Source organism: Protofrankia sp. CiP3, assembly GCF_917627345.1.
Classification (GTDB): Bacteria; Actinomycetota; Actinomycetes; order Frankiales; family Frankiaceae; genus Protofrankia.
Genome location: NZ_CAKJTM010000041.1, coordinates 4,030 through 29,385, shown reverse-complemented (window position 1 = coordinate 29,385; position 25,356 = coordinate 4,030). Strand labels below are relative to the sequence as shown.

The 25,356-nt window shown below is 68.0% G+C and carries 23 protein-coding genes; 8 read left to right on the top strand and 15 right to left on the bottom strand.

Features of this window, described 5'->3' with window-relative positions; translation table 11 throughout:
• The first annotated feature begins 136 nt into the window (after positions 1-136).
• The 6 genes from MJ797_RS15160 to MJ797_RS15135 are packed head-to-tail and all read left to right on the top strand — an operon-like array spanning position 137 to position 5,020.
• Positions 137-1,756, top strand: a complete 1,620-nt coding sequence (locus MJ797_RS15160; protein ID WP_239335315.1) for an NAD(P)-dependent oxidoreductase — start codon at positions 137-139, stop codon at positions 1,754-1,756.
• Complete coding sequence (locus MJ797_RS15155; protein ID WP_239309755.1) at positions 1,753-2,472, top strand: hypothetical protein; 720 nt, start codon at positions 1,753-1,755, stop codon at positions 2,470-2,472. The genes MJ797_RS15160 and MJ797_RS15155 overlap by 4 nt, the downstream gene beginning before the upstream one ends.
• Positions 2,444-3,229, top strand: a complete 786-nt coding sequence (locus MJ797_RS15150; protein ID WP_239309756.1) for a methyltransferase — start codon at positions 2,444-2,446, stop codon at positions 3,227-3,229. The genes MJ797_RS15155 and MJ797_RS15150 overlap by 29 nt, the downstream gene beginning before the upstream one ends.
• Complete coding sequence (locus tag MJ797_RS15145) at positions 3,226-4,089, top strand: class I SAM-dependent methyltransferase (RefSeq protein WP_239309757.1); 864 nt, start codon at positions 3,226-3,228, stop codon at positions 4,087-4,089. Before MJ797_RS15150 ends, MJ797_RS15145 begins: the two co-directional genes overlap by 4 nt.
• Positions 4,086-4,724 (top strand): GNAT family N-acetyltransferase, encoded by a 639-nt coding sequence (locus MJ797_RS15140; protein WP_239335314.1) that lies wholly within the window; start codon positions 4,086-4,088, stop codon positions 4,722-4,724. The genes MJ797_RS15145 and MJ797_RS15140 overlap by 4 nt, the downstream gene beginning before the upstream one ends.
• 32 nt (positions 4,725-4,756) lie before the next feature.
• Positions 4,757-5,020, top strand: coding sequence for a hypothetical protein (locus MJ797_RS15135; RefSeq protein ID WP_239335312.1), 264 nt, complete (start codon positions 4,757-4,759; stop codon positions 5,018-5,020).
• Between the two features lie 226 nt (positions 5,021-5,246).
• Here the strand turns inward: MJ797_RS15135 and MJ797_RS15130 are convergent, their stop codons facing one another.
• From MJ797_RS15130 to MJ797_RS15060, 15 genes are all read right to left on the bottom strand, one after another.
• The gene (locus MJ797_RS15130; RefSeq protein ID WP_239335310.1) at positions 5,247-6,050 is read right to left on the bottom strand and encodes a serine hydrolase; all 804 of its coding nucleotides are present in this window, start codon (positions 6,048-6,050) and stop codon (positions 5,247-5,249) included.
• A gap of 14 nt (positions 6,051-6,064) precedes the next feature.
• Positions 6,065-7,558, bottom strand: a complete 1,494-nt coding sequence (locus MJ797_RS15125) for a hypothetical protein (RefSeq protein ID WP_239335308.1) — start codon at positions 7,556-7,558, stop codon at positions 6,065-6,067.
• Positions 7,559-7,935: 377 nt separating this feature from the next.
• Positions 7,936-11,133 (bottom strand): LysM peptidoglycan-binding domain-containing protein, encoded by a 3,198-nt coding sequence (locus MJ797_RS15120; protein WP_239335306.1) that lies wholly within the window; start codon positions 11,131-11,133, stop codon positions 7,936-7,938.
• A gap of 39 nt (positions 11,134-11,172) precedes the next feature.
• On the bottom strand, positions 11,173-11,601 hold the full coding sequence (locus MJ797_RS15115) for a pilus assembly protein TadG-related protein (RefSeq protein ID WP_239335304.1): 429 nt from the start codon (positions 11,599-11,601) through the stop codon (positions 11,173-11,175).
• Complete coding sequence (locus MJ797_RS15110; RefSeq protein WP_239335302.1) at positions 11,598-12,023, bottom strand: hypothetical protein; 426 nt, start codon at positions 12,021-12,023, stop codon at positions 11,598-11,600. Before MJ797_RS15110 ends, MJ797_RS15115 begins: the two co-directional genes overlap by 4 nt.
• The gene (locus MJ797_RS15105) at positions 12,020-12,412 is read right to left on the bottom strand and encodes a hypothetical protein (protein WP_239309764.1); all 393 of its coding nucleotides are present in this window, start codon (positions 12,410-12,412) and stop codon (positions 12,020-12,022) included. Before MJ797_RS15105 ends, MJ797_RS15110 begins: the two co-directional genes overlap by 4 nt.
• Positions 12,409-12,630, bottom strand: a complete 222-nt coding sequence (locus MJ797_RS15100; protein WP_239335300.1) for a hypothetical protein — start codon at positions 12,628-12,630, stop codon at positions 12,409-12,411. Before MJ797_RS15100 ends, MJ797_RS15105 begins: the two co-directional genes overlap by 4 nt.
• A 65-nt stretch (positions 12,631-12,695) precedes the next feature.
• The gene (locus tag MJ797_RS15095) at positions 12,696-13,553 is read right to left on the bottom strand and encodes a type II secretion system F family protein (protein WP_239335299.1); all 858 of its coding nucleotides are present in this window, start codon (positions 13,551-13,553) and stop codon (positions 12,696-12,698) included.
• On the bottom strand, positions 13,550-14,422 hold the full coding sequence (locus MJ797_RS15090) for a type II secretion system F family protein (RefSeq protein ID WP_239335298.1): 873 nt from the start codon (positions 14,420-14,422) through the stop codon (positions 13,550-13,552). The genes MJ797_RS15095 and MJ797_RS15090 overlap by 4 nt, the downstream gene beginning before the upstream one ends.
• Positions 14,419-15,765, bottom strand: a complete 1,347-nt coding sequence (locus MJ797_RS15085) for an ATPase, T2SS/T4P/T4SS family (RefSeq protein WP_239335297.1) — start codon at positions 15,763-15,765, stop codon at positions 14,419-14,421. Before MJ797_RS15085 ends, MJ797_RS15090 begins: the two co-directional genes overlap by 4 nt.
• Positions 15,762-16,436, bottom strand: coding sequence for an SAF domain-containing protein (locus tag MJ797_RS15080; protein WP_239335295.1), 675 nt, complete (start codon positions 16,434-16,436; stop codon positions 15,762-15,764). The genes MJ797_RS15085 and MJ797_RS15080 overlap by 4 nt, the downstream gene beginning before the upstream one ends.
• Entirely contained in the window at positions 16,433-17,287 is an 855-nt protein-coding gene (locus MJ797_RS15075; protein ID WP_239335293.1) for a hypothetical protein, read from the bottom strand. The genes MJ797_RS15080 and MJ797_RS15075 overlap by 4 nt, the downstream gene beginning before the upstream one ends.
• 8 nt (positions 17,288-17,295) lie before the next feature.
• Positions 17,296-17,913: a hypothetical protein gene (locus tag MJ797_RS15070; protein ID WP_239335291.1), complete on the bottom strand. Its 618-nt coding sequence runs from the start codon at positions 17,911-17,913 to the stop codon at positions 17,296-17,298.
• 307 nt (positions 17,914-18,220) lie between these two features.
• A complete protein-coding gene (gene mobF / locus MJ797_RS15065; protein ID WP_239335280.1) occupies positions 18,221-22,840 on the bottom strand; it encodes a MobF family relaxase in 4,620 nt (1,539 codons plus the stop codon).
• A 78-nt stretch (positions 22,841-22,918) separates the two neighbouring features.
• Positions 22,919-23,398, bottom strand: a complete 480-nt coding sequence (locus tag MJ797_RS15060; RefSeq protein ID WP_239335278.1) for a hypothetical protein — start codon at positions 23,396-23,398, stop codon at positions 22,919-22,921.
• 469 nt (positions 23,399-23,867) lie between these two features.
• On the opposite strand from MJ797_RS15060, the gene MJ797_RS15055 reads away from it, so the two are divergent.
• Together MJ797_RS15055 and MJ797_RS15050 are read left to right on the top strand one after the other, a co-directional pair.
• Complete coding sequence (locus tag MJ797_RS15055; RefSeq protein WP_239335276.1) at positions 23,868-24,392, top strand: hypothetical protein; 525 nt, start codon at positions 23,868-23,870, stop codon at positions 24,390-24,392.
• Positions 24,393-24,409: 17 nt separating this feature from the next.
• Positions 24,410-25,356, top strand: a 947-nt coding sequence (locus MJ797_RS15050) for a transposase (protein ID WP_239335264.1), incomplete at its 3' end; no start/stop codon positions are given.

Genomic DNA, 25,356 nt, shown 5'->3' with positions numbered 1-25,356 from the left:
CTCACCATCAGCAGTCGTGAAATGCAAGGTGGAATGCCCACTTGCCAGGGATCAAGACACCGCGCCCGGCCGTGAGCCTCTGCGTAACGAAAGGAGGACTGCGACCGTGGCTCTCCCCGCGACAGGGGCGCGTGGCATGACTGCGCTGCCATCAGCGTCCGCCATTCCACTATCCGGCGCACTGACATACCAGACGGAGGCGTTCGCAGGGGTCGGCACGTGTGACGACCGCGTCGCCACGACGTCGACCCTAGCTGGCGCCTACCAACCGGCAGTCGCCTCGGCGCTGGTGCGGGGTGCGGCCAGCGACTGGGCGACGATTCTCACCGATGTGGTCGCCTCGATCGGCGCGCTGACAGAGATCGCAGGTTTTGAGACTACGGCGTCCGGCCACGAGGCACGGCTACGCCTACCTGGCAACACGGTTCTCCGTGTGGTGGCCGGGGCGCCGGCGCGCCCGAAGGCGCACCCCCAGAACGCCATCGTGGTGTCGGCCGTCATCGAACGCGTGGGCGACACCGCCTCCGCGGAGCTGGCCACGCTCCTTTCGACGGTCGAACGGGTCAGGTTCACACCCTTGGAGATGGCTGAGCTGCGCGCGCAGATGCCGCTGACTGCGACGCTGCCACGGTTCATGGCGCCGCGGTGTCTGGCCACAGTCGCACCGGTGCTCACGGTGCACCACATGAGCGACTTCCTGGTCATGGTCGACGCGGTGACGGCCATGGGTGTCCCGGTCGCCGGGATCACTGTGATCGACAAGGGCTACCGCTACCGCCACACCGGTCGAGTCGACGCGCAGCTACGGGCATCGGGGATCGCCGTGTACCCGTGGACCGCCGTGCCCGAAGCGCTCGCCGACCACACCGATCGGGCCCGCGCCCTCGACCGCCGAGGGCTGCTGGTGGACGACGGCGGTTACACCCTGCCGGTGTTGCTCGACCAGCGGCCGGACTTGGCGGGGGCGTTCGTCGGGCTGGTCGAGCAGACGACCTCCGGTATTGCCAAGCTCGGGCGCTTTGGCGACCGGCTACCGCTGCCTGTGTTCAGCGTGGCCGAGTCCCGGCTGAAAGCGACCATCGAGTCCTACGGCATCGCCGACGCGTCGGTGCGCAACACGCTCGACCTGTTGCCGAACGAGAAGTTCGAGGGCCAGTCCGCACTCGTGATCGGATTCGGGCGTATCGGCGAGCAGGTCGCCGAGGTGCTACGTGCCCGGAGGATGCGCGTCGCCGTCTACGACGCCGCGATCGTCCGGCTGGTCGCGGCCCACGAACGAGGCTTCCAGACAGACCGCTCGCTGGCCCGGCTACTCGCCCACCACCGGCCCCTGCTGATCGTGGGGACTACCGGCCAGCCGTCGCTGCGCGGCGAGCACGTCGCCTCGCTGCGCCGCGACTGCTTCCTGGTGTCCACCACGTCTCGCACGAACGAGTTCGCCCTCGACGAACTCGTCGAAGAGGCCAGGTTCACCTCTGACGCGGGTGTGACAGGCTTCCGGCTCCACTTGGCCTCCGGGGCTACCGCGACCGTCGTGGCGGACGGCTTCCCGGTCAACTTCCACCACGCGGAGAGCCTGCCGAACAAGTACTCCGACCTTGTGCTCGCCGCACTGCTAGTCGGAGCGGTGACCCTGGCACGTCCCGACCACGGCTTCGACGCCGGCCACAACGTCGCCGCGACCGACGCAGCGCTGGAGTCCAGCGGATTGCTCGACCGCTACTACCGCCGCTTCGGTCCAGCGGGTACGCAATGAGCGGCATCGCCGTGACCCCGGAGCGTACCTTCCACCTCGCGCCGCCGCCGTGGCGGTTGCCCTCCGAGGACGGTCTGGTCGCAGTCCTCGACGCTGGCCGAGCCGCCACCCCGGCGCACACAGTTCTCGACGAGGTCGCCTATGGCGCTCTCGCCTGGATCGCGACCAGCGAGGGATTTCTACCCGACGGTCCGGCCTCGCTTCCCCGCGTCGGTGTGAGGGTCGCCGCGCTGGCGCCAACTGGCGTGGGCGAGGTCCGGGTCGCACTCGCCCACCAGTTCGCCGCACACCTCAGCGCGCTGCGGGACGGCGCGGGCGTCGTCGTCGGCCAGTGCCTGACCAGCGCCGTGCGGCCCACCCCGCCTCCCGACGCGGTCCGCATCCCCCACCTCGCCGCCATCGACCAGGGAGACCAGACCGCTGACACGGTGGTGTGGGAGCTCATGACGCGGGACAACGCCGGCGTCTGGCTCGGAGGCATGCTGCCCGACCAGGGATTCTTCGAGGCGCACCTGTCCCTGTTGCTCGCCTTACGCGCCGCGGTACGAGCTCACTGCGCCCCGGCGGGTGAAGCTGGCCGGCGCCTGACCACGCTGCTGCGTCACCGCTACCTGTCGATCCGGCTGGTCTACCAACACCCGGAAGTGTTCCGTGTCCTGCTTTCCGACCTGGAGAAGGTAACAGCGAATGACGATCAACTCCTGGGCCGACACTGACGGCGAACTGGCTGCCGCATACGCCCGCCACGCCGGCAGCATGCGCGGCGCTGTCCGCCAGGCCCTGGTCACTCGGGCGCTGCTCGCGCACCTGCCGGCCGCGCCCCGACGTGTGGTCGACATCGGCGGCGGTGCCGGGCAGCAAGCGCTCGCCCTGGCCCACGCCGGCCACCAGGTCACCCTCGTCGACCACGACCCTGAGATGCTCGCCGCCGCCCAGTCCGCACTGCTTGCCGAAGACCCGGGAATACGGCAGCGGGTCGACCTCGTGGACGCTCGCGGGGAGGACGCCGTCACCGTCGTCGGCGGCGACTGGGACCTGGTCTGCTGCCACGGCGTCCTCATGTACCTTGACGACCCCCGCCCCATGCTCGCCGCCCTGGTCGACTTGGCCCGCCCCGACGGTGGCCTGATCTCCGTCCTCGGCAAGAACGCCCGCGCGCTGGCCATGCGCCCCGGCGTCGAAGGCCGCTGGAGCGACGCCCTGACGATGCTCGAATCCAACAGCGAAACCGGGCGACTGGGCGTCCCCAGCCGCGCCGACACGGTCGACGACGTCACCGCTCACCTCGCCGCCGCGGGAGCCCCGACCATGGTTTGGTACGGAGTCCGGATCTTCACCGACCACCTCCGCGACACACCCGTCGGAGCCGATTTCGACCTCGTCTGCGACCTCGAATGGGAAGCGGGCCGGCGCGACCCCTACCGGCACGTCGCACGCCTGTTCCACCTCGTCGCCCACCGGACTGGCGCATGACCGACATCCCACCAGTTGGGACGGTACGGCTCAGCATCCCCGGAGCTGTCGCCGTAGCCCGCCGATCCTGCTCGCCCAGCTGCTTCGGCTACCACGCAACGTGGCGATTGTTCCGCCTTACTGGCCTCAAGGCGAACCCCGCCTGGCATGCCCGCTTCTACCACGCGGCGCTCGCCGACCTGCGCGACTCCGGCGGGCGGCTGCGGGTACTCATCTGCGCCGCCTCGGACGAGACAATGCTCGCCACCCTCACCCAGTTACTCGGCCGGCACCGATTCCAGGCCCACATGGTCGACGCCTGCGCTACGCCGCTGGCCCTCGCCGCCGCCTACGCCCACCAGCACGGCATCGCGGTCACCACCCAGCAAGCATCCGCACCACAACTCCCCGACCTGCCCGGCCCCTTCGAGGTCGCCGTCACCGACGGACTTCTCTCCCTCCTCAGCACTCAGGCCGACCGGGACACCCTGCTCGCCCGCCTCGCCAGCCTGCTCACACCCACCGGGCTCCTGCTCTACACCACCCGCATCGCCGGACCCGCCGGAATACTGGAATACGACCGGCTCGGACGCGCCGTCCAGGCCGCAGCCATCCGTGTCGGCTGGCCGGGCAGCCCCCGCCAACGACGGAACGCCGCCCGCCGAATCCGCACGCAGCCCTCCCGCCGCAGCCCCTTCGCCACACCGGGCCAGGCCCGCGAGGCGTTCGCCCAGCACTTCGCCCATGTCACTGTCGAACGTCGCTCCGAGCAGCCGTCCCTGGCCCTTCGACTCCACCCGTCCGCCTGGACAGGCCAGGCGAGCTACTGCCTCGACGTAACCGCCCACACCCCAACGCTTGCAGCCGTACGCACACCATGAGCAACCCATCGTCGATCTCGGTCGCCGACTACCGGCCATCTCCCGCGCTCGACGCCGAACTCGCCGAACTCGCCTACGCGTCCGTCCGCGGCTGGCCGGACCAGCGGCCGATCACCCCCGCGCTCGTCCGCTCCCGCCTACGCGCCGCCGGGGACGCACCGCCGACCTCTCTCGCGTTCCATCGCGACAACGCTGGCCGGCTCAAGGCCGCCGCTGCGCTACGCTGGCCGTCCCGATCCCATGCGGTCGGCCGCATCTGGGGACCGATCGTCCACCCCACCGCCCAGCGCCGAGGGCTCGGCCGAGCCCTCCTCGACGAACTCGGCGCGCGCACAGCCGGAGTCGACGGCCGCGTCACTACCGCGGAAATCCCTGGCACACGCACCACGGCCGCGCCCTCTTCCAAGCAGCCGGATGGGCGCCGACCGGAACCTCGTCCCTGTTGCGGTGCGACCTCCCACTGGCCGCACCAGCCCACCCACGTCTACGGTTCCGGCAACCCGAGCCGGGCGAACGACTCGACGACATCGTCGCCGAACAATACGAGCACACCTACCCAGGAACGCATCACGACACCGCACAAGAAACGCTGGCCCGATGGTCCGCAGACGAACGCTTCTCCCCGGCAAGCCTGACCCTCGCCGAAGACCGCCAAGGCATCGCAGCAGTGGCCCTCGCCTACCCGCTGGCCCACACCGACCCCGTCGAACCCGCCGAAGCCCTCCTCGGTGACCTCGTCGTCCGCCCCGGCGAACCCACCCCAGGCCTGCTACGCCGAGATGTGGGCATCCGTGCTCTCAATGTCGCCGCCGGACATGGAGCCCGAGTTGGACGCATCGTCACAGGCGACGCCCACCTCGCGAGAGCCCTCGTCCAGGTTGGCTTCGTCCTCCTCGACACCATCATCTACTATGAGGCGGACCCCGGTTAGTACAGCCGTTTGGCCTGTTGACGTGTTTCAGCTGGAATTCCGGGTAACCTCGGCTTTACAAGCTAAAGATCTTCGCGGGAGGGGTGCCCGTTGTTGTATTCAGGGTGACGCGAAGTTGGCTCTCTGTATAGGGTGGCTTGTCCTCCTGCTATAGGCGAAGCTGTCGCGCGTCGGTGCGGACGGGTCGTCGCGTGCGGCGGTACAGCCAGCCTGTCACCCGACAACGTTAGTCGAGCTTTTCGCCGAGCTGAGACCAGACCGAGGCAACGAGCTCGCCGATTTCGAGGCTCGTCTTCGCTTGATCTTTCTGGTGATCGCTGAGGAAGGAGGCGGCGAGGTCGACTTGATCTCCGTAGATGATCCCAGAATTATTGACGACGCCGGCCAGGCTGCCCGTCTTGTGTGCGACGGGTAGTGTGTCGGGCAGACGCAGCGGTATCCGGCTGTTGCGGAGGTTATTTCGTAACGCGGCGAGAATTGGGCTGTAACGGCTGTTTCTTGCCAAGCCGGCGAATACATGGTTCATATCCTGAGCCGTTGTGATGTTCTGCCGGCCGACCTGGCCCAACTGGTCGTCTCGAAATCCAACGACCAACTTCGTGTGGCTTGTCCCCAGTCTGCCTGCTGTCTCGTTCACCGTCTCGATACCGACTCGCGCGAGAATCAGGTCAGCGGCCGCATTATCACTGGTAATAAGCATGAGACGGCAAAGCTGGTGGACCGTGAGAAGGTCCTCATCGGCAAACGCCGCCAGCACCGAGGGGTAGGCGGTGCGTCCCAGCGAGCTTCGGGATACCGACTCGTCCAGATCGAGACCGCCCTGAGCCGCCTTGTCGTAGGCTGCCACAGCGATAATGACCTTCAGCAGGCTTGCGGCGGGCCGGGGAACATCAGCGTTCCGCCCCGCACGCACCTTTACTCCTCGCAGTGTGTCGATTGCGACGCTGCGACCTGGCTCCGTCGCGACATAAGCGTCGACGGCATCCTGGATCCGACTGCCAAGCGAGACTTCGTCGATCACATCGTCCATCTGGCTTCAACCCCTCACGACGCGAGGAAAAGCTGCTCGTCGAGACGCAGTACGGCGTCACTGTCCTCGGATCGTACGAGAACAGGATGCTTTCGAAGCTGCCGGACAGCGTCGACGCCGCGGACCGACGCGGTGTCGACGGCAACACGCAGGGCATCCAGACCGTGTTCACAGGCACGGTCGACGTCGCCCTCGTCGGCGCTTGCCTTCCCCAACAACGACGAGTAGATCGTCCTGGTGCGCACGAACGCGGGATCGAGGTCCCGCAGGGTCTGCTCGATGTCCGCTCGTCCCTCCTTCTGTCCGAGCATCACCAGGCAGGTTCCCCGATAGCCGCGCAGAGCGGCGTCACCGAAGAAGTACCACGGCGAGTCCTCGTCGACCTGCGATGTCATCTCTCGTTCCGCGCGCTCCAGCGCTCGCAGGGATGGACCCGCCTGACCGGCATACGCGAAGGCGCGGCCCTGGATCGCCGCCAGCCACCCGCGAAGTGGAGCGACCGCAGCGCTACCCGCACACGCCTGAGCTGCTTTGGCCATGGTCACGGCTTCGCGGGGATTACCTCCGCAGGTGGCAGAGAAACTGAGCCAGCCGAGCATGTAACTTGCAAGGGCATCATCTCCCGCGTACTCGGCCGATCGAAGCGCCTGCCGGTAAAGCGACCGTGCGCGATCACCGTTACCGAGATCAAGCCACAGCCAGGCGAGGAACTGGGACATCTCGGAAATTAGCGAACACAGCGAAGCGGACACGGACCTTCCAGTCGCCTCGGGAAGAAGGCCGCAGGCCAGACGAAGTTGCGCGGCAACCGGATCGATGAGGTCACGTGAACCCAAAAGATCATCTAAGCGACGGGCCTCGCTGAGTATACGGCGAAGGTGCGCGACCGCCTCCGCATCCACCCGTCGCGTGCCACGGAAAATAACCGAGAGACGTGTGTTCACCTCCGGATCCAACGATATTGTGGACTCGCCGGCAGCAAGACTCTGGATGAGTCCTCCCTCGACGTATTGGGCACCCTCCGATATCCACGGTCGGACTTGGCCACTTTCTGCTTCCAACGTTGCCATGGATGCCTCGGGATCGGGGACTGATGGCCGATCGACAAGCGGCGGGCGGGGCCGAGGCGTGTAGTCGCTCGCGAGTCCGAGTTGGACCGGGCCTGTGTCGAACAAGCGGCAGACGACATCCTGGTAGTCGCGGCGCATCCCGTTCCCGGTCTCCCAGTCCAGCCATGACCGTCGGGTCAGTCCGGTCGGTTTCAGGCCCAGGTCAGCGGTCAGCTGGTGGAGGTTGGCGACCGCACGATCGACTGTCCAACCGTGGGCCAGGCGGAAGCACTTCAGCCGGGGGTGACCACAGCACGCCTCGATCTCCAGGGTGATCTGAAAGAGGAGATCGGCAGGAGGGTCCGCTGGTTCCCCTACGGCGAGCAGGAGCCGCATGCGGTGTCGTTCCGCGCAACGCGGATTGTGGAGTTCCCGGGCTGGTTGCGCGGTTTTCGACATGATCGCTCGCTTCTACGAAGTCGGCGGCGTAATGAACCTACTACGCAGAATAGCTGGCACTGGGGGTCGGTCGACCCAGCGCGATCAATCGCCCTGACCAGGCGGGTTGTCCCCACCGACACGCGGCAACTTCGCGCTGGCGACCGCCCGACGATGCGCGACATGATCTGCCGTGTCCGCACTGGATGCCCGCCTGACGCGAGGTCGTGGGCACCCGGTGACACAGGCGTCGGGCCGGGACTCGTCATCCGCGGGCGACCGACGCCGACGGACGGTGCGGCGACGCGAACGGCAGTGACCGCGAGTTCTCACTGTCGTCCACGGATCGCGTCGCCGCACCCCGATCACGGGAGCCTATGACCCAGACAGGGTGGTCACTACGAGTGGGTTTTGCTCTTCCCGCTATCGCTTGGGCGGACGGAGCTGGCCCGGATGAGGTTGAGGTGGAGTGCTTCGAGATCGCGGTCGGTTTCGCCGTCCCAGAAAGAGTCGGCCGCTTCAGCGCGCAGGTAGGCACGGTATTCGGCTTTGACCGCGTCGGTGTCGCCGGCGTGGGCATGGGCGCGAAGCCGGAGCGCGAACAGCTCGGTGTGGGCAGGCAGGACGGCTAACCCCCGTGCGGTGGTCTTGAGCACCGCCGGGGTGTCGCCCGCAGTGAGCTGGTGACGGGCGAGGAGCACAGCTGCGGTGACGGGTGCGACGGTGAGCGCCGAGCCGAGTTCGGCGTCGAGCCACGGATAGCCGGCGGGAACACCGCGGATGAGATCCAGGGCACCCCGCAGGGTTTCGATCGCGACATCAGCGTGGTCGCGCTGGGCTTGGGCGTGCGCTATCCGCGCCTGGAGGATCTCAAGGTCGCTGACGATCAGCGGGTGAATCTTCAACATGGCGGTGCGGGTCGGTATCCAGTCGCACGCCTTCTCGCCGACGAGGTGCTCGAGGAGTCGCCGAGCCCGGCTGAGTTCGTTGGTCAACGTCCGGGGGTTGCCGCCACCAGGCCACAGGGCCGTTTCCAAGTCGGCTCGACTGCCGTTGCGATGAGTGACGAGCCAGGCGAGGATCTCCAGAATCCGGCTGCGGGCATGGCCGGGTTCCGGCTGTGTGCCATCCCGGCTGATGATGTCGACGGGGCCCAGCAGCCGCACCATGATCTGCCAGTCACCCTCGAAGAACGGTTCGGCATCCGGATCGGCCGGGCCGGCTTCGACCGCCACCGGTTCCGGGTCCGCGTCCGCGAGGAGCACGGCCAGGTCGTTGAGTTCGTGTGCTGCGAGACCGAGCGGGTTCAGGGTGATCCCCAGGGGGTCGAGCCGCCATCGTGCCGTCTTGTCTCGCCGGTCGACCGTGAGGTGCCACCGAGCTGGCATTCCGGACCGCGACGGGACGATGACCGCGATTCCTTGACCACCGTCCCGCGCCGATTCGACCAGATTGGCCAGCTCAGTGACATCCGAGGGCGCGCCTGCATGATCGGTGACGACCACTACGGTCGGGTCCCAGACCTCCGATGGATCCCTCACTCGGGCGGTGAGGGTTCGCGGCCAGCCGGCATCATCGAGGTCCCCGGCGAGGCGCCGTGTCTCAGCGATGGTGCGCGTGAGCAGCGTTCTCAGGTCTGGTTCCGTAACGATCCGTTCTTCGTGGGCGAAGCCGAACGAGTCGAACCCGATGGTGCGTACGGTCGTCAGCTCAGCCCACTGGGAGACGGCGATGGTCGCGACGACCGCTCGGGCGACGGCACACAGGCCGATGCCGTCCGTGATTCCAGCATCGGATATCCCAGCATTGGGCTGGTCCGGAAGTTCGTCGTTGATGCCGAGGGCGCCGAGTGCTTCCAGATCGACGTAGAGTTCGGCGCCGTCCGCTGTGACGCCGAGCTGTACCAATGCTGGGCATGGCGGCGGTATGTCACTGACGTTTTCAAGCGGCGCGGACACGGCGAGGGTCAGGACCCGCGGGTCCGAGCCTGCCAGCCATGGAGCAGGTGGAACGTTCACCGGGGCGTGGAGGTAGACCTCAAGGGACCCGTCTGGATGGCGCAGGAGGACCTCGGGTACCGGTGCGTCATCCGGCCGGTCATCGCGATGCGGCGCGACGAGTGCCCGTAGGGCCGCGTCGAGACGGCTCATCCCATCGGGGTCGTCAACCTGCAAGATCATTGCATGCAAATCGGCTACGTCGGGATCGGCCAGCGGCAGGCGATGTTCAGGGCGGACCTGCCGGTCGCGCTTGCGGCGGCGGGCCGCCCACTGCGCGGCGAACGCGCTCACGAGCAGCCCGCCGGTTGTGATCCACAATGGCACTACAAGGGAGCGGTCTCCGGTCTCGGATGACGGCGTGGCAGTATCCGGCGCTTCACGCGGCTCGCTACCGAGCGAGGTTGCCGGCGTCCGGGCCGGTGTCGGTTTTGCCGTGATGGTGGGTTCGGTGCTCGCCGGCGTGCCGATCCCCCTCGTGGGAGCGGCGCTGGGCGTCTCTGGGACTGGCCCTGCTTGAACTGGCGCCGCTGGGACGGGCACCGTCAGCGACGTCGTCCTGCCCGGCAACGTCGGGAGTGACAGGTGCATGCCCGGGTTGATGAGGTCGGGTCGGGTCAGATGACGTCCGTGAGGGTCCGTGATTCCCCGGTTCGTCTCGAAGATGGCATCGACAGCTCGGGCTGTCTCAGAGGCGTTGGCGGTTGGGTAAGCGTCCTCGGCGATCGTCCAGAGGCTGTCACCCGGCTGAACTGGGTACGACCTGTCCGCCGGCCCGACGTGCGGCAGCGGTATGCGCAGGATCGTTCCCGCGCTGACAGCGACGAAGCCAGAAGGCAGCCGTGTGCCGTCATCCTGGCGTGCACCGACGCTGGCGTCCCGGATTACGGCCCACCGGTCGGGGTCGCCGTAGTACCGGTCAGCGAGAGAGCGCAACGTGTCGTAGGCGTCGCATCTGTGCTCCTGAAATCTCCATACAGCGGCGCCTGCGGCGCCTGACGCTGGTGTATCGGTCACCGTTGCCGTCCACACTGCTGTTGCATCCAGAGATCCGGGGTCCTGCTCGTGTGCGGTCGTCACGGTTGCTGCCACGGCGGCAGGCCGATCCGAAAGCGTCGAGCCGAGTCCAGCGGTCGCGATCGGCCGGGTCGCAAGGACGACGAGTACCACGGACGCGCTTGCCACCCACGTTCCGGCGAGGTGGGCGAGGAAGCCGGGCACGATGGCCGACCGGGTCGCGGCGGCGCCCCGGAGGACCCGTGCGCCGATTTCACGCAGTACCGCGATGGCGACATCGGCCCAGAGCACCCAGGCGGCCACCGCGATCGCGTTGGGGATGACATCCGGGTGCAGATATCCACGACTGGCCAGCGTCCACCAGCGCCCGGGTTCCCAGGTCTGGGGCAGCGGGTTGGTCCGCCACAACCACAACGCCACCGGCACCGCACCGAGGAACGCGACAAGCCCGACGAGCGCCAGCAGCCCGTGGACGACGGCACCCCTGCCCGGCCGTGATACCCGACGTACCGATCGATTGGGCCGGGAAGCGGTCCGGGTAGCGGGCCTGCCCGGTTGGGCACGGTGCGGGAAACGGGGCATGGCCTCCACCTTGTGAGCGCGGGTCAGGATCAGTGCCGATCAGGGTCCGGGAGTGGCTGTGGCGGAGCGGGTTTGGGTGACGGTGGCGCCCGCCGGTTTGACCACGGCGAGCAGGCGGTAGTCGATGTGGCTGACAGCTGTGACCGTTACGGTCGCGTCGGTCACGGTGGCGGTTCCGGCGATATCATGATCTTGTAGGTAGCTCTCGGCGGCGCGAGTGGCCGCCGCCGGGTCCAGCCGGATGATGCCGACCTGAAGGGCTGCGAAGTCGAGTTCCTGCGCGCCGACTCGGGCCGCCTTCCCTGCAAGGTCGAAGGTCTCGCTGTTGGCGTGCAGCACTCGTCCCGCGTCGAAGATGAGACCGGCAAAGAGAAGAGCGGCGCTGAAGAGGACCGTCAGGAATATCGAAATCGCTCCGCCGTCAGACGGCCGGGCGTTCCCGCTGGGCGGGGCGGAGGCTGGGTTCATGCCAGCCCTCCTCGGTACCGGTCGATAATTTCGTCGGCTGTTGCTCGTACAGTGCGTGACGGCCCGATTGGTGGGTCGGTGCGGCAGGACACGGCGACGGTGACCGTGCCACCCGCCCGGAAACCATCGGTCGCCGTGGTGACATCAATGCTGTTTCGGTTACAAACACTCTCGGCAAGAAGTGTCCGGGCGAGGGATGTGGCCGCCGCGACCGCCTCGTCCTGGTCAGCCGTCAGGGACGCGGCGCGGGCAGCTTCACGTGCGGCTGTGGTCACGGCTGCCCCGCTTTCCTGCGCCTGGTAGACGACAACCACGACGACGACCGCCAGCAGGAAAATGGCCCAGCCGGCGGCAAATTCGAGTGAGAACGACCCGGCATCCCAGTGTCGGATGCGCGTTCCCCGACGGCGGCCATCGGTCATGGCCGTTGTTGAGGAACGAAACGCAATTCCGGGCCGGTCGCGGTCCTGGTCACCGTCCCGCCGAGCGCCGGCCGGACGGTGACGGACACCGTTACCAGATCGGTCTGCTGGCTGACCGTGACGTCGACGCTGTCCACGACGCGAGTCGACGACGCGAGCCGGACGGCGGCCGTCTGGGCGTTGTTGCGGTCTCCACCAGGCGATTGCGCGATCTCCAGTGCTCGTTGGGCCGCTGCCGACGCCGCCTCGGCGGCCAGCCATCGGACGGACAGCATGAGCAACAACGTCAACAACGCAAAGACGCCCATCATCACAACTGTGAGTTCGACGGCGCTGCCGTCGTCACCGTGCCGACGGGTCCAGGCTGAACCGGTCGCATCCTTGGTCACTGGCAGGTCGCGGGGTCCGGAGCGGTGCAGATGTTGTTCGCGATGTCCACAGCCTTGTTGCGCAGAATCACGAGGACGACCGCCGCTATAAGGAGGAGACCGACGGCGATCGCCGCGGTCGGTAGAACATCGCCACGATCGTCTTTCCGGGCGGCGGAAATCCGGGTGGAGATCCACAAGTAGACCGCGGTCATACAGGCGTTGAGCGGGCGGAGCATGTGTGCCGTCCTTCCTCGGCCCGTCAATGTCTGATCGCGGACCGCTGCCGGTGAGGGGTTAGGAGTCAGGGAGTTGGTCCAGTGCTGACGAGGTTGAGTAAGGGATAGGTCAGATAGCCGACGAAGGCGATCGCGACAACCGCGCCTGGAAGCTCCATCTGCGCGTCTGCGGCGGCCTCCTCGCCGCGGGTCTGGGCTGCTTCGGCGGATCGGATCGCTGCCGCCCTGGATTCGAGAGCGATCACTGGAGACGCGCCCCGGCGGGCGGAGGTGACGGTTCGCTTGAGATCAGCGAACTCGGGGACCGGGATACGGGCGGCAAGTCGTTCGAGGCCGGCGTCCGGGGGCGCTCCGCGATCCCGTGCCTCCCTGAGGGCCTCACGGATCTGTCCGAACGCCCATCCCGTTCCGCTGTCCGCCGCGGCTTGCAGGGCGGTGTGCAGCGGGAGACCACCGACCAGCAGGATGCGCGCCAGATCAATGAATGCGGCGACCGCGAGTGCGCCCTCCTTGCGACGGGCGGCGGCGAGCCGGTAGATCGGCCGGTCCGCGGCGGCCAGGGCGAACAGCATCCCGGCCAGGGCGACGACCGGGATCGCAAGCCCTGGCACGGACATACCTGCCGCCGCAGCCACGATCATTGCGGTGACGCCGATCGTGGCCCCGACGACGGCGTAGACGATCCGCGCAAGTGTGTGTGCCTCGGCGTCGCGTCCGACAAGCGCCAGTTCCTCGGTGAGGAGCAGCCGGTGGAGCCGAGCACGCTGCATGACGCCGGTCACGGACATCGCGGCCCATCGCAACGACGAAGACGCCTGTACACCGAGGCCGGACGGTTGCCGACTGGGGAACAGCGCATACAGCGCAAGCCACATACCGGCTCCGACCAGCATGCCGCAGGCAGCCATGCCGATAGCCGTCATAGTGGCTGCCTCGTTCTGGCCGCGCGGGCGGTCTGCGTGGACGCTGCGTCACGAACCGCGAAGAAGTCCGGTGGAAGCGACGGCTGTGACAGTCGCACCAGAGATCGGACCGCGAGGAACACAGCCCCGCCGATGCCACCGAGAACCAGTTCACCGACCAGCGGCCGGTATGCCGCGAGGAACGCCGGCCACACGACCATCAACACCGCGATCGAGACCGCGAACAGGGCAAGCAGCAGCGCCATCGCTCGCCGGTGCTTGGCCCGGGACGCGTGCAGGTCTCGTAGCATTGCCACGCGGTGACGGGTAGCCTCGACCTGATTTTCCATCAGCCGCGGAAGATCGCCTGCGCCGCGCCGGTAAGCGATGTCCAGCGCGGCGATGATCGGCCCGATCGCCGCATGGTCGACGTCCGCCCGCAGACCCCACAGCGCATCCGGTAGCTGCTGGCGCTCCAGACGCTCGGCGAGTCGACCCAGAGGTATCGCCAGCGGTTCCGGCGGCATGTCGCAGGACGCGACGACCGCGGCGCGCAGCGGCTGGCCCGCTTCCAGTTCTTGACGGACTGTCTCGCACCACGACGCCACAGCGTCACCCATGCGGGTGATCGCCGGTACGGACGGGCCGGTTATCGCGGTCAGCCCGATCCAGAGCAGGCCGCCGGTAAGAACACCGAGGACCGGAATTTGTACAACGACCGCGACCAGCAATCCGCACGCGGACGTGATGGCAAGCAGGTGACGAGGCCCGAGCGCGTCACCAGGGTGCAACAGGCCCGGCAGCGCGATGTGCCCCGACGCGGCGGCGACCAGCAGCCAGACTGCGAGGCCGACCATGGCGCCACACAGGCCCACGCCGATTGTCGTCACCCCCACCACGTCCCCGACGAGGTGTCCCGGGCCAGTACGGTGGGATCGATGCCGGCGCCGACGAACGTGGCACCCAGTCGGTCGGAAATGTCGTTGTCGGTACGCATGGCACGACCGGCCCGCGGGTTCCACCGCCACAGTTCGGCCGAGGTGACTTGGCCGTCCCGGTAATCCACGTACTCCCGGATCGAAACGACTGCCCGTTGGCCAGCGACTCTGGCCACGTGTACGACGAGATTCACCGTGCCGGCGATGGTCTGCATCACGGTCGTGTCGTCGGTGCGCCGATCACCGAACGCCGCGTACGTCCGAATGCGGGGAAGTACGTCTTCGGCGGATGGTGCGTGGATGGTGGTCGCGACGCCTTGGGCGATACCCTGCCCGAGGGCGAGGAGCAGGGGCATAACGCCGCCGTCCGGCTTGAGCTCACCGAGGGCGACCCTTTCGGGAGTCTGACGGCGGAGGTCACGTGACAGGTACTGCTCCATCGAGTAGGCGCCCTTGCCGTCGATGTTGGATTCTTTCGCTTCGAAATCGACCAGGTTGCGGAAACGCGCGCGGTCGAGAAAGAGCTCCTGCTCGTCCTCGACCGTGACTGTCCGGTCCAGGACGACAGGGTCGGGATGCGCGTTCATCCAGGCACGCAACAGTGTGGTCTTTCCGGCTCCTGTCCCGCCCGAAAAGATCACGCCGAATGGTTCGTGTAGCCGGGCCGCGGTGAGGAGCAGGGCCGCGACATCGTCCCCGAACATCGACGCTCGGCGCAGCCCCTCGAGGGTGTCGAGACCCGGCAGAAACAGCCGACAGCCGATGTGCACAAGGCTGGTGACCTTGGCGAGGGCATGCAGACGCGCACCCCCAGGGAGCCGGCAGCGTACGGACGGGTTCGCCTCGTCAAACCGCCGGCCTGCCAATGCCGCCTGCTGAGCGACCCATTCAAACGCCTGCTCCTCGGTGTCGAAAGGCGAACCGAACTCGGTGCGGCGACCGGACGCGCGGTCGGTGCAGACCACGTTGAACGAGCCGTTGACCTCGATGTCGGACCAGGTGGGTGTGAGCAGGAACGGGGCGAGCGGGCCGAGCGGCGACAGTTCCTGCCTGGCATGTCTGCGGATCTCTTCTTCTTCGGCAACGCCCAGCGGGGGTTCGTCGGACCTGACCCGTCGGAGCTGCTCCGTACGGAGGAAGGAGGCCACTGATTCCTCGACCAGAGCGTCTCGCTCTTCGCCCGCTGACGCCCCGGCCATTCCGGTGCGGCCCAGGTGGGCGGCAACGTGCGTGGTGGCTACGGAGGCGAGGACGCCGAGCGCGCCGTCGTCGGGCCGTGTCGGTACCCAGCTCATCGGGACACACCCAGCAGCCGTATTCCGCCCTTGCTGTCGGCTGCCCCCGCAATGATCGGCGCAATGTCCTCAGGTACGGCCAGATAGACAGTTCGATCACTGTTGGTACCTTTGGGTGCGGGTTCGACGGCCGCGACCTGGACAGGCTCACCCACCTCCGTGGCCTTGCCGGTGGTGCGGTCAGTGGTGACGACCTGCACACTGTCGCCGGCCCGGACAGTCGAGGAGGGCAGGGCATCCGGAGCGAGACGCACGCCCACAGACGCGAGCCCGGTCGGGATGCGAACCGAGCCGGCCATCTCAGGAGTGATCAGGGTTCCGGGCGGGAGGTCGAGAAGCGCCGCTCGGCCGACGATCGAACTTCGGGCCAGGTCCGGAGAGGCGAGCCGGACAGGCGTGCCATCCGTCGCTACCCGCACAATGGCGATGTCACCGGCTTCCAAGGTCGTGCCGCGCTGCACGGCTCTGGTCAACATGACCGCGTCGACCATCGTGTTTCGGTCAGCGGTAAGCCACAGAGCGCCCGAGGCGCCGAGCACCATCATCAGCGCGGCGACGGCCATCGTCCGGCGCCGACCTCGAGGCCGGTCGGGGACATCTGAAGGAAGATCGTACGGGTCGGGGTTCTGCGCGAGGTGCTGGAAAGAGTGCGGGAGTCGAAGATCGGTCATCCGGTCACCGTTCCGGCGTTCTCGAGAGCCTGGATCTCACCGACTGGGATGTCGTAGGCGGTCGTGGTGATGATCGGGTCAAGAGTTCCTCCGTCACCGTTGGTGGCCGTCCACGTGATCTGCCAGTGCAGGTGGAGCTGAGCCCTCCAGGCGTGCCCGTTCGAAGCGACCGTGGACGCGTCGAGGTAGCGGTACGAGCAGGCGGGCGCATGGGACGAAACGTCCGTGCCGGGGGCGAGGACCTGTCCCGGTCCGGCGCAGGACACCGCTGGTGAACCGTCACCGGGGTCGAGCTCGAGGCGGTCTGGCTTTGCGGTCACGGTGGCCGACAGCCCCGGGACGGCCGCGGCCGCCGAGATCGGAGCCCACTGCGTGACATCGACGGCGAACCAGACCGGGACGTGAACGATTGCGCGACCGCCGTGGGTGACGTCCGGCGAGAAGACGCCACGCGGGGTGGGAAGCCGACTACGAGCTTGCGCCGTGGCAGCGGTGACAAGCTGCTTGGGATCGGCGGCCCGGATCCAGTACCAAGTGATCTCGGCGCCGGGGCACATGCGCGCGTAGAGCGTAGACGATATGCCATCCGCGTCTACGCGCCTGCTCGGCTCCTTACTGTTGATCAAGTAGTTGACCAGACTGCCCGGATACCAGGTGCAGGGATCGACAGCGCCAGTGCCGGTGGGCTTCTCGATGGGCGTTCCGCTTTCGACCATGGTGAGGATTTCGCTCAGGGTGGTGTCTGTTCTCGCCTTGGCCGAGTCGGAGTTTTCGCCGGGATCGAAGTTGCCGAGCGCGGCCCACGCTGGACGGGAAACACAGAGCGCAACCGCCAGAACGGAGACGATCACGGCCGTTCTTATCGGGGCGGGCACCGGTTCTCGCCCTTCCAGCTTCCGATCACAGTCCCGCCGTCGAGTTTCCAAGAGCCACCTTGGTGTTTCCACAGGAAGTCGGTGCGGGCGCTGACGGCAGCGTCGTTGACGACGATTTCCTTGCCGTCGACTGATCGATTGGCGGTGTCATAGACGATGCCGTCGTCGTAGGTACAGACCGTCGCGACCGCCTGCCCGGCGGATGAGTCGTCGCTGACCGTGATTCTTTCGATGACGTAGTAGCCGGCCACGCCTCGGCGGCCGGCATATTTCTGGTCGGCAAGTACTCGGAGCCGGTTGGCCATGGCGGTCCTGACAGGTGATCCTTCGATGTACAGGGCGAGGAGCGGCCCGGTCTGGGCAGGGTTCCCGGGAGCGGCGATGGCGGTTGCATAGGCGTGGTCATAGTCGGCTTGTGCAGCAGTGACCTGGCGGGAGGCCTCTGCCGCCGCGTCCGGAGTTCGCCGGGTGCTGACCGCCGTGGACGGACCGGATGTCAGCGTCCGGTCACCCGTGGCCGCGGGCGACTCCAGAGGCCGAGGGCCGGCGGCCGACCCGCATCCGAAGAGGCTGACGGCCACCACGAGAGCAACTGTGGACAAACCGGCTATCGAACGAATCACGGCGGGCGCGCCAGAAAAGATCAAAACGTCTCGATTCGGTATAAGGTCGCATCAGAGGAACTATGACCGGCTCGATGGTTGAAGTCATATTGGATACCGATGGTTACAATCCTCCTTATCTGAGAAGAAATGTCCATATGCACGGTCCATCAGGTGCCTTTACCAGTCAAGTACTTGTAATAATCTGCGACTCGCGTCACGTAAATATTACTTTCTGTAGTTAAAATCGGCATGGTGCGGGTATCGATATACGCAAAGTTATGACTCCTTCCGTGTGGTGGTCCGTTTAAAGGCAGAGGCCGAGGCTCGAAGGGTCCTGGATGATCTCTTCGTAACGGCGGCGCTGGCTTGGATCGGCGGGAGCGGGCCCAACCGCGCGTGCGCGGGGGGAGCTGTCGACGGGCGCGGCAGGAGCGCCGTAAGGGAGGCCGAGGACGTGATGACGGTAGTCCTCGATATCGCGGGCCCGGCGGAGCCAGGTGTCGGCATCATCGCCGAGATGCCGGGGTGGGCGCCCGAGGAGGCCGGTGAGGTAGTGGGCTGGCTCGGCAACCAGCCGGACCACCGCTTGGTCGATCTGGCGGGCTTGCGCGGCTCCGACACGCCGGAGCCGACTGGCGACCGTGGCCTGCGCCTCGACAAGGGTGGGTGCGCTCAGGTCGACGGCGTCGTGCTCGGTCTGCGTGTCCTCCAATGCCTGCTCCGCTTCGGCATGGGTTCGGCGGAGTTGATCGAGACGCTTTCGCGCGGCGTGAAGCGCGGCTGTCTGGCCGCGGCTTCGACGGTCCGACTCGGTGCGGCGCAGGTGCTGTTCGGCGTCATCGAGCGCCTGTACGGCAATGGCGAGGCGGGAGGCGGTTGCCCGTGCTCTGTCCGCGACCCGCCGACGAGTCTCCCGCGCCGCATCAGTGGTCGCCGCATCGGTGGTCGACGTCGCGACGAGGATCTCGGCGAGCCTGTTCCGTTCGGTGAGCAGCGTCGAGGTGGGCAGGTGGGAAAGGCGTGTAGTCACCGCGGCGTCCAAGAGTTGGGTGACGCGTGCCCAGTCCTGACGGGCCGTTCGCGGCGGGCGGAGCTGGTAGGCGGCGGGGTGAACGCCCGCGGCGGTGCACAGCGTGTGCGCACGGTTCTCAAGAATCGCGGCACCTGTGCGCACCGACTCCTGGTCGCCTGCGGCAAGCTGGGCGGCGACCGTGTCGGGATGTCGGCCGGTGTCGAGGAGTGCATGAATACCCGCGATGGCCCGCTCGCGGGGCACTCGCTCGGCGGCGCTGTGGAAGCGTCGGGCAACCGGCGGCGGCAGCCGCATCGCCCACGCGGCAGCGATCCCCACCGCCTGTTCGTGGAGATCCTGCCACCTGACGATCGGGTCGTCGGTGTCCATCGGGGGCTCCGGCCCGGGATCGTGCGGTGGGCTGCCGGGCTGGTGTCGGGCGTGGTAAATCGCCAGGGCTGCGACGGCCTCATCCCAGATGAGTCGATCCGGCCCGATCGGAGGCCGTGGCCCTATGCGGGCGATGAGCCGGGCGGGTGGGTTGGTCCGGGCAGCGGCGCTGACCGCGGCTTCGCCGGCGAGTTCGGCCCGGCGTAGTACGACTGGGTCCACGCGACTCAGCTCGCGATCCGTTGTCGGTGCGCTTGCGTCACGGCGCAGTGCCGTCAACTCCGCCAGGGTGTGGTCCTGGCGGAGTCGGTGGGCAGCGTGCGCGTGCGGGTCGATGTCCCCGGCGGGCCGCTCGGCGCGGGAGCGGCGGAGCCGGTCAGCGAGCCGGTCGATCGTCTCGCCCTGCGGGGGCAGGATCGGCAGCCAGTCTTCGTCGTCGAGATTCGCTTCGAGTTCGGGTCGGCGGATCAGGTAGGCGCGAAGGTCGTCCTGCGCGCGGGAAAGCATGACGTACAGGCCGGCCCGGCTGGTGTCGTCGACAACGACCGGTCGGGCGGTCGCCATGTCCGCACCCTGGGCCTTGTGAGCGGTCAGCGCGTAGGCATGGCCGAGCCCGCCGGTGCGCCCATCGGGGAACTGGTGGGTGAGGTAGATCCAGTCGACGCTGACCGTGCCCTTGCCGGGGAACCGGACGTCGAGCATCTGCCGCTCGGGGTGAGCGGGGTCCACGTGGACGGCGGTGACCGTGCCGATCGTGCCAGTGCGAACGTAGTCGGAGGAACGTTGACCATGAGGGACGAGCGTGTGCCCGGCCTGGGTGAGGGTGATGACGTCGTCGCCGATCTGGAAGGGCCGGCCGGCGGCGTGCAGTACCGGGCCGGTCAGGGTGCCGTCGGTGGCCAGCCGGGTACGGGCGGCCTGGTTGAGGGTCTCGACGTCGCGGTGATGTTCGGCCATCATCAGCGCACGCGCCGCGGTCCGGTCTCGGCGTCGCCGCCGGTTTCCCCCCGTTGCCGACGGCGACGCGCTCCGCGTCCGGTCCGTGGCGCTCCCACCGTCGGTGGTGGGTCGGGCCGCGGCTGTGCGGTCGGCGTACCAGCCGTCGACGACGGCGGCCAGCATCGTCTCGCGGTCGTCGAACACATCAATGCGCCGGTCGTTGGCGAGGCGGCGCAGGGAGCGTTCAACGTCGTCGGGAAGTGCCGAGCGTAGCCCGTGCAGCGCCGCGCGGACTTCGGCCATCGCAGGTCCCCGTTGTCGACGGACGGTGGTCAGGCGGCCGACCGCGTCCGGGAAGGCGGTGACCAGATGGGCGTACCAACCGCCCGCGCCGACCGAGCCGAGCTGGGCTGGGTCGCCGAGAAGGATGAGGACCGTGCCGGTGCGCGCGGCGTAACGGGCGAGGCGTTCGGCGTCGCGGGTGGCGACCTGGGTCGCTTCGTCGAGGACGACGACCGTCCCCGGTGTCCAGACCTGGCCGGGGTCGTCGGCGTGGTCGAGCAGCGTCAGCCAGCCGGCGACCACCCGGGCCGGGACACCAAGGTCGTCGCTGAGGTCCTCAGCCTGTTTTCCGCCGTGGGCGGTGCCGAAGACCTGGTAGCCGGCGCCGGTGAGGATGCGTACGGCTGTACGTATCGCCGTGGTCTTGCCGGTGCCAGCTTCCCCGATGACCGGGCGGATCAGATCTGCGCTGCCGACGACCTGGCGGACGAGGTCGAGCTGTTCGTCGTCCAACCGGGGGTCTGATGCCGCGGCCGATGCCTGGATGGCGGGGGAGGCTGCGAGCCGGATGAGAGCCCGCTCGAGGACGTCAGCGGCCAGGAGACGATGGTCGTGGCCGGCATGGTCGGCGCGTCCTTGCCGGTACAGGCTGATCAGCTTGTCTTCGATCTCCAACAGTTCCGCGGTGGTGAAGATCAGTTCGGGGAGCCGCCGGCGGCGTGCGGCGGTGTCGTCGACCAGAACGACCCGGGGATCGGCGAGCATCTGTTCGCTGATGGTGCTGATGGCGGTGGGATCGAGCCGGTCCACTCCCCAGGCCGCGACCTGTTGATGGACGTCGCGGAGAGTGAACGTCGGATGGTTCGCGGTCAGCCCGTTGTGTCCGACGAGCCGGTCAACCAGCGCGGAGATCTCGTCGTCGGTGGGAGGTTCGAATGACCGCTGACGGTGGATGCCGAGTGCGCGGATTTGTTCCACTGTCCAACCGGCCTCGGTGAGCTTCGTGGCTTGCACGGCCCGGACCTGGGCGTCGGCGAGGACCGTTTTCGGCGCGCGGGACCCGCGCTGCGCGGCGACCTCGGTGCGGGCGTCGGGTGCGAGCCCGTCCGCGACGAGTTGGGCGAATTCGCGCTGCACCTCGGCATGGCGGGATGAGAACGCCTCCAACAGAGTCGGAGGGAAGCCCGCCAGCTCGGCGACGCCGTTGCGGACCGTCTGCCATTCCAGGCCGCGGCGGCGGGACAGTTCGTGCCGCAGCGCCGCCGCGCCCACGTATCCGGCACTGACGCGATGGGCCAGCAGCACCTCGCTGTCGAGCGCCCGCCACTCGACCCGAGCGGTTCCGGTTGCGCCGCGTTCGGGCTGACCGTTGTCGTCCAGGACGGGGATGGCGACCGCGTTCGCGACGATGTTGTGAACGTGTAGGTGTGCCTCGTTCGCGCGGGATGTGTCGTGCAGGTAGGAGGCGACGGCCAGGCCGAGGCCGGCACGGTTACGGCCGTCGACCATCCCGACCGTGGCGTACCGCTCCAGGTAGCCGAGAGCGGCGTCGACCCCGGCGTTCAGCGCGGCGGCGACGTCCCGGCGCAGGTCGTCGTCGCCGAATGCCCACAGCAGGCTCACGCTCTTGGGCGCGGCGCAGGTGATATCGAAGCCCATGACGACGGTGGGCGGGTCCCGTTCGGCCATGAACCGGATCAGTTCGTCCCGCTCGACCACCCACCGGCCGGAGGGGTCCTTGTGGGCAGTGAGCCGAGCCTGCGGAGAATGGCCGATCTGCCCTGCTTCGCCCGTGGGTTCTGTTCCAAGAGCGGGCGTTTCGGAGCCGGTCGCGTCGTCGACGGCTTCCGGTGACGGGCCCTGGCTGATCCGACGGTTTGCGTCGGCTCCCGTAGTAATTCCGCGTTCGGCGAGTCGTCGCAGGTAGGACGGGGCCACACCGGCGATCCGCGCTGCTTCGGCCAGGGTGAGCGTTGTCCGGACGTCCACCTGCGGAGCGGGAAGGCGTTCCACCCGGCCCGCGGAACCCGACGGGGGCAGAAGCGGCCGTCCAGTCACCGCATGCCGGCCCATCAGCAACCGGTGCAGGTGCTCCGCTGACACGATGCCGTGTAGGCCGGCCAGGGACGCGGCGGACCCTCGTGCCTGCCCTTGCGCTCGTTCCCGGGAGTAATAAGCGGCTGTTTCGACCGTTGGGGACGGGGCTCCGCCCTGGACGTAGTCCACGATCCGCAGCGCCGCCGCGGCGACCGTCCCGGCATCCCGTGCCCGTAAGCCGAGGACCTTCACCGTGACGATCATGTGGTGTCTGGCGTGCGCGTTCCGCCCATTCGCACCTCCCGGCCGTGCCCCGGGGTCCGTGCGAGACCACGAACCCGTTCACACGGATGAGTGCGCGAGACGGCGATTGTGGAAGGTGACGGCGGCGTCAGCGTCCACAAGAGTTGCCATGTTCGAACCCCGGCTGGTCGTGATCAGTCGGGGTTGATCTTTTTCGGCGGGGAGTGGGCCGTAGGGCCGTTGCCGGGGCAGACATCCGGTGAGGACCGGGGGCTGCTTTCCGGAGTCGTCGGGGGTGCCGTCCCGCTGGTCGGTTTCGGGTGTGTCCGTAGGATCCTGGATGTCGTTGACGAAGGCCTGTGTCTCGTAGGCGAGGCGGACGTCGAGATCGTCGGCGAGGAGCTGCGCGAGCGGGCTGTGCAGGTCGGCGCCGGTGAGGGTGTGTCCCAGGATGTAGAGGCGGTGGAAGACGGCCTGGTTGAGCCGCTGTTTCACGCCGTCGGGCGCGGTGCGGTAGAGGCTGTGGCTGTCCTCGCAGAGCGGCATGATCTGGTCGATGGCGTCTTCGAGGTTTTCCACTGGGCCTGGCAGGTGTCCAGGACCCGGCGGGCGGTGTCGAGCGCGCGGCGGAGCCGGTCTTGTTCGTCTGTGAAGAGGTCTTCGTCGACCGTGCCGTTGAGGTGGAGGCGGAGGAGTTTGCGGCGTTCCTCGTCCAGGCTGGTGATTTTCTTCTTCTGGCGGGTGGCCTCGGCGTGGCCGTGGGCGGCGATCGTGCGGGCGGCGGCGACGATGAGGCTGCGGATGTGGGTGCGTTGGGGGCGGTCTCCAGCGGACGGTGCACTGACCGCTGGAGACCGCCCTCCATGCCGAGAGCCCCTGTAGATCTTTATTGGCGTGTGGGTATGCCGTGCCAGCCTCGGCTATTCAGTGAATTCGCCGGTGATCTAGGACCTGGAGACAGAAAGGTGCCCCTGACCTGGGATAATACGGGTATCTGACGCCCCAAAGTCCGCAAGATCATGAGCATCTCGCAGGTGAAGTCTACGCAGTGGTCGGCCGGCATGTACGCACCTGTCAGTGGGAGCGGGATCACCAGCCGTACCGGCACGGCCGGCGCCCGGATGCTGATGGACACGGTCGGGATGCCGGCGGCGGTCACCGCCCGCTCGCCGGCACGACCGCCTACCCGGGCCACGACCGCAGCCGGGTGTTCACCGACGTCGCCGTCACGATCGCGGACGGAGGCACCCGGCTCGGCGACACCGCGATGCTGGCGGACCAGACCGACCTGTTCGGCCCGGTGGCCTCGACCGCGACGACCTGGCGGGTCCTGCGGGAGGCCACCGATCGGGGCGACGCGCTCGCCACCGCCCGCGCGACGGTCCGCGCGCACGTCTGGGGCCAGATCACCGCCCGGCACGGGGCGATCCCACCGTCCACGATCGCGGGCAGCGACCTGCCCGGCTTCGTCGTCCCGCGCGTCGACACGACCATCATGATCGCGCACAGCGACAAGGAGGACGCCGCCGGCACGTTCACGAAGACCTACGGCCACCACCTCATGACCGTCTGACGCGACACCACCGGTGAGTGCCTCATCCTGACGCTCCGCCCTCGAACACCGCCGACGACCACATCGAGGTCATCACCGCGGCGATCGCCCAGCTCCCCGAGCGGTACCGCGACAGGCTGCTGATCACCGTCGACGGCGCCGGGTCCCGCCACGCCCTCGTCCGGTTCCTCGACCAGCTCGGCAACGACCCCACCCACCCCGAGCGCACCGTGTACGACGCCGTCGGCTTCGACGTCGACAACCGGATCCGCTCCGTCGTCGGCGACGTCCCCGAGCACGCGTGGGCGACCTCCGTGCGCCCCGACGGCGAACCCCGCCCGAACGGGCAGGTCACGGAACTGACCGGACTGCCGGGCGAGAGCCCCGACGGGGACCGCTACCAGACGTGGCCGACGACGCTGCGCCTCATCGCGCGACGGGAGCGCCCCTCGCCCGGCGCGCAGCTCTCGCTGTTCGAGCAGTACCCCGGCTTCCGGTTCCCGGTCACCGGCACGAACCTGCCCACCGGCCACCAGGTCCCGTTCCTCGATGCCGCCCACCGGATGCAGGCCCGGGTCGAGGCGTTCATCCGACGTGGCACGGACACCGGACGTCGCCGCCTCCCCTCAAAACGGAAGACGATCAACAGGTCGTGGTGCGTCGCGGTCGCGATGGCCTGCGGCCTGCTCGCCTGGCTACGCCTCCTCGCCCTCGAGGGCGACCTCGCGAAGGCCGAACCGAAGAAGATCCGCTACCGGCTCCTCCACACCGCCGCGAGGATCGTCCGTTCCGGTCGGCGCCGGGAACTGCGCGTCTCGGAGACCTGGCCCTGCACACGAACTCGTCACCATGATCGACCGAATCCAGGCCCTGCCCAACCGCACCTGACCAGCACCAACCCGACACGACACGACAGAACACACGACCCCCGGCCCGTGGAGCCGGCGCCCACCCGGCACGACAGCCGGGCCACCCGTCTGCCCCC